The sequence below is a fragment of the Ruegeria sp. AN6 genome, from assembly GCF_056540425.1.
This window is the reverse complement of sequence record NZ_JBQFWR010000037.1, coordinates 1-4,463: the sequence shown is the minus strand read 5'-3', so window position 1 is coordinate 4,463 and position 4,463 is coordinate 1. Positions and strand designations below refer to the sequence as shown.

Genomic DNA, 4,463 nt, shown 5'->3' with positions numbered 1-4,463 from the left:
ACGCACGCCTCTTCACGCTTTGCATGTTGAGTTGGGTGGTAAGTTGGTTGATTTTGCTGGGTGGGAGATGCCTGTTCAGTATCCATTGGGGATTATGGGGGAGCATAAGCAGTGTCGTGAGAAGGCGGCGGTGTTTGATGTGAGCCATATGGGTCAGGTGATCCTGAAGGGCGAGAATGTGGGTGAGAAGCTGGAAGCTTTGTGCCCGCAGGCCTATGCGACGTTGAAGGAAGGCAAGGCGCGGTACGGGTTCTTTACGAATTCGGATGGCGGGATAATGGACGATTTGATCGTTTCGAATGCGGGCGATCATTACTTTGTGGTGGTGAACGCGGCGCTGCGGCATCAGGACATTCCGCATATGCGCGAACATCTCGACGGTGTTGAAGTGATCGAGATCTTCGACCGGGCACTGGTGGCCGTACAGGGCCCTGCGGCGGAGAGCGTTGTGGGCGAACTGTGCCCTGTGGCGCGGTATCTGAAGTTCATGGAAACCACGGTGGCCGATATCAACGGTGTTGAATGCCGTATCTCGCGGCTGGGCTATACCGGCGAGGACGGGTATGAAATCTCGATCCCCGAGGACAAGGCGATTGAGATCACCAAGGCCTTCCTGGCGCATGAAGATTGCGAGGCGGCCGGTCTGGGCGCGCGCGACAGTCTGCGGCTTGAGGCGGGTCTGTGCCTTTATGGCAATGACATCGACCAGAGCACTTCGCCGGTTGAGGCGTCTTTGGCCTGGGCGATCCAGAAGCGCCGCAAGGAAGAGGGCGGTTTCCCGGGCGCGGACCGTGTGCAGAAGGAACTGGCCGAAGGTCCCGCCAAAAAGCTGGTGGGCATCAAGCCCGAAGGCCGCGCACCGGCGCGTCAGGGCGTTGAGATCCAGTGCAGCGAGGGCAACACGATCGGCCAGATCACCTCGGGCGTGTTCGGCCCCACGGTCGGCGGACCAGTGGCGATGGGCTATGTGAGCAAAGGCCATGGCGAGCCGGGCGAGACGGTGAACCTGATCATCCGGGGCAAGCCGCAACCGGCGCAGATCGTGGCGCTGCCCTTCGTCAAACAGAATTACAAGCGTTGAAGTCAGGAGAGAGAGACATGGCAACCTATTATTCCGAAGAACATGAATGGCTGGCTGTTGAGGGCGACACCGCCACGCTGGGCATCACCAAACACGCCGCCGAGCAGTTGGGCGACGTGGTGTTCGTGGAACAGCAGGAAGCAGGGGACGAGTTCGAAAAAGGCGGCGAGATCGGCGTGATTGAATCCGTCAAGGCCGCGTCCGAGCTTTATGCGCCGGTCGATGGCGAGATCACAGAGGTGAACGAGGCGCTGGCTGACAATCCCGGTTCTCTGAATGACGACCCCGAAGGCGAAGCCTGGATCTACAAGATCAAGATTGCGGATGCCTCACAGCTCGAAGATTTGATGGATGAGGCCGGCTACAAGGCCTTCATCGGTTAACTCTCAATTGGGGCCCTGTTTCCGGGGCTCCGCCCGTTCGGGCCTGAAACTGTCCTCTGGACAGTTTCCAAGACGGCCCTCACCCCACGCCGGAGGCTCCCGCAGCCGCCGCCGAACCTGATCTATCCTTGAGGAGCGCAACGATGGCCTTCAAACTGACCGATTACGAAGCCTATGACTTCGCCAACCGCCGCCATATCGGGCCCAGCCCGACCGAGATGCGCGACATGCTCAAGGTGATCGGCTTCAAGACACTGGACCAGCTGATCGATGCCACCGTCCCGCCTGCGATCCGGCAGAAAGAGCCGCTGGACTGGGGCCCGGCGATGACGGAACGCGACGCTCTGTTCCACATGAAAGAGGTGGCGAGCAAGAACAAGGTTCTGACCTCGCTGATTGGTCAGGGATATTATGGCACCACCACGCCGGCGCCGATCCTGCGCAACATCCTGGAAAACCCGGCCTGGTACACGGCCTATACACCCTATCAGCCCGAGATCAGCCAGGGTCGTCTTGAGGCGCTGTTGAACTTCCAGACCATGGTCAGCGATCTGACCGGTCTGGATGTGGCCAACGCATCCCTGCTGGACGAAGCCACCGCTGCGGCCGAAGCGATGGCCATGGCCAAGCGTGGCGGTCGGTCCAAGGCCAACAATGCAGCCTTCTTTGTCGACAAGAACTGCCACCCGCAGACCATCGCGGTCATTAAAACCCGCGCCGAGCCTCTGGGCATCGACGTGCAGGTGGCTGATCCGGACACGCTGGACGCAGGCGCCGTCTTCGGTGCGATCTTCCAGTATCCCGGCACCCACGGCCATGTGCGTGACTTCACCAAAGAAATCGCGGCTCTGCATGAACACAAGGCCATCGCAATTGTCGCCGCCGATATCCTGTCGCTGGCGCTGCTCAAGTCACCGGGTGAGATGGGCGCCGACATTGCCATCGGCTCGACCCAGCGCTTTGGCGTTCCGATGGGCTATGGTGGCCCGCACGCCGCCTATATGGCGACCACCGACAAGCTGAAGCGTTCGATGCCGGGCCGGATCATCGGCGTCAGCATCGACAGCCGCGGCAACAAGGCCTATCGCCTGGCGCTGCAGACCCGCGAGCAGCATATCCGCCGCGAGAAAGCCAACTCGAACGTTTGCACTGCGCAGGCGCTGCTGGCGGTGATTGCCTCGATGTATGCGGTGTATCACGGCCCCGACGGCATCAAGGCCATCGCGCAATCGGTGCACCGCAAGACCTCGCGCATGGCTGCCGGTCTGGAAGAGGCGGGCTTTGCCGTCGAACCCGAGGTATTCTTCGACACGATCACGGTTGAGGTTGGCCATCTGCAGAACGTCGTGATGGAGGCCGCCGTGGCCCGCGGTGTGAACCTGCGTAAAGTGGGCGACACGAAAGTGGGCATCAGCCTGGACGAACAGACCCGCCCCGAGACCATCGAGGCGGTCTGGGGGGCCTTTGGCATCGATCGCAAGGATGACAGCTCGAACAAGCAGTACCGCCTGCCGGATTACGCGCTGCGCGAAAGCGAATACCTGACCCATCCGATCTTCCACAAGAACCGGGCCGAGGCCGAGATCACCCGCTATATGCGCCGTCTGGCCGACCGCGACCTGGCGCTGGACCGGGCGATGATCCCGCTGGGCTCGTGCACCATGAAGCTGAACGCCACGATCGAGATGATCCCGGTCACCTGGCCCGAGTTCGGCAACCTGCACCCGTTTGTGCCGCAAGATCAGGCGCAGGGCTATCACGAGATGATCGACGATCTGAACGACAAGCTGTGCCAGATCACCGGCTATGACGCGATCTCGCAGCAGCCCAACTCGGGCGCGCAGGGTGAGTACGCGGGCCTTCTGACCATCCGCAATTATCACTTCGCCCGGGGCGAAGGGCAGCGCAATGTCTGCCTGATCCCAACCTCGGCGCATGGCACCAACCCGGCCTCGGCCCAGATGGTCGGCTGGCAGGTTGTGCCGGTGCAGGCGGATGACAAGGGCAACATTGACCTGAACGACTTCCGCGCCAAGGCGGAAAAGCACTCGGATCATCTGGCCGCCTGCATGATCACCTACCCCTCGACCCATGGCGTGTTCGAGACCACCGTGCAGGAGGTCTGCCAGATCACCCATGATCACGGCGGTCAGGTCTATATCGACGGCGCCAACATGAACGCCATGGTCGGTCTGGCCCGTCCGGGCGATGTGGGCGGTGACGTCAGCCACCTGAACCTGCACAAGACCTTCTGCATCCCGCATGGCGGCGGCGGTCCCGGCATGGGCCCGATCGGCGTCAAGGCGCACCTGACCGAGCACCTGCCCGGCCACCCGGAATACGGCACCGCCGTGGGCCCGGTCTCAGCCGCACCCTTTGGCTCGCCCTCGATCCTGCCGGTCTCATGGGCCTATGTGTTGCTGATGGGCGGCGCAGGTCTGACCCAGGCCACGAAAGTGGCAATCCTGAACGCCAACTACATCGCGGCGCGGCTCAAGGATGCCTACCCGATCCTCTACACGTCGGACACGGGCCGGGTGGCGCATGAATGCATCCTCGACACCCGTCCGCTGGACGAGGCCGCGCATGTCAGCGTCGATGACATTGCCAAGCGCCTGGTCGATTCAGGCTTCCACGCCCCAACCATGTCCTGGCCGGTGGCCGGAACCCTGATGGTGGAGCCCACGGAATCGGAGCCCATGGACGAGCTCGACCGCTTCTGCGAGGCCATGCTGTCCATTCGGGCCGAGGCGCAGGATATCATCGACGGCAAGATCGACGCGGACAACAACCCGTTGAAAAACGCCCCCCACACGGTGCGCGATCTGGTCGGCAGCTGGGACCGCCCCTACACACGCGAACAGGCCTGCTTCCCTCCGGGCTCCATGGGCGTCGACAAATACTGGTCCCCCGTCAACCGCGTCGACAACGCATACGGTGACAGAAACCTCATCTGCACATGCCCTCCAATGTCAGAATACGAAGAAGCCGCAGAGTAA

Annotated in this window: 3 protein-coding genes; all 3 read left to right on the top strand. The window is 62.0% G+C overall.

All coding sequences use genetic code 11. From position 1 onward, the window contains the following. The coding region (gene gcvT, locus ACR0MQ_RS22860; RefSeq protein ID WP_170776314.1) for a glycine cleavage system aminomethyltransferase GcvT at positions 1 to 1,081 on the top strand (1,081 nt) is incomplete at its 5' end. Positions 1,082 to 1,098: 17 nt separating this feature from the next. Then, a complete protein-coding gene (gene gcvH / locus ACR0MQ_RS22855) occupies positions 1,099 to 1,464 on the top strand; it encodes a glycine cleavage system protein GcvH (protein WP_170471861.1) in 366 nt (121 codons plus the stop codon). A gap of 143 nt (positions 1,465 to 1,607) precedes the next feature. After that, a complete protein-coding gene (gene gcvP, locus ACR0MQ_RS22850; protein WP_480611247.1) occupies positions 1,608 to 4,463 on the top strand; it encodes an aminomethyl-transferring glycine dehydrogenase in 2,856 nt (951 codons plus the stop codon).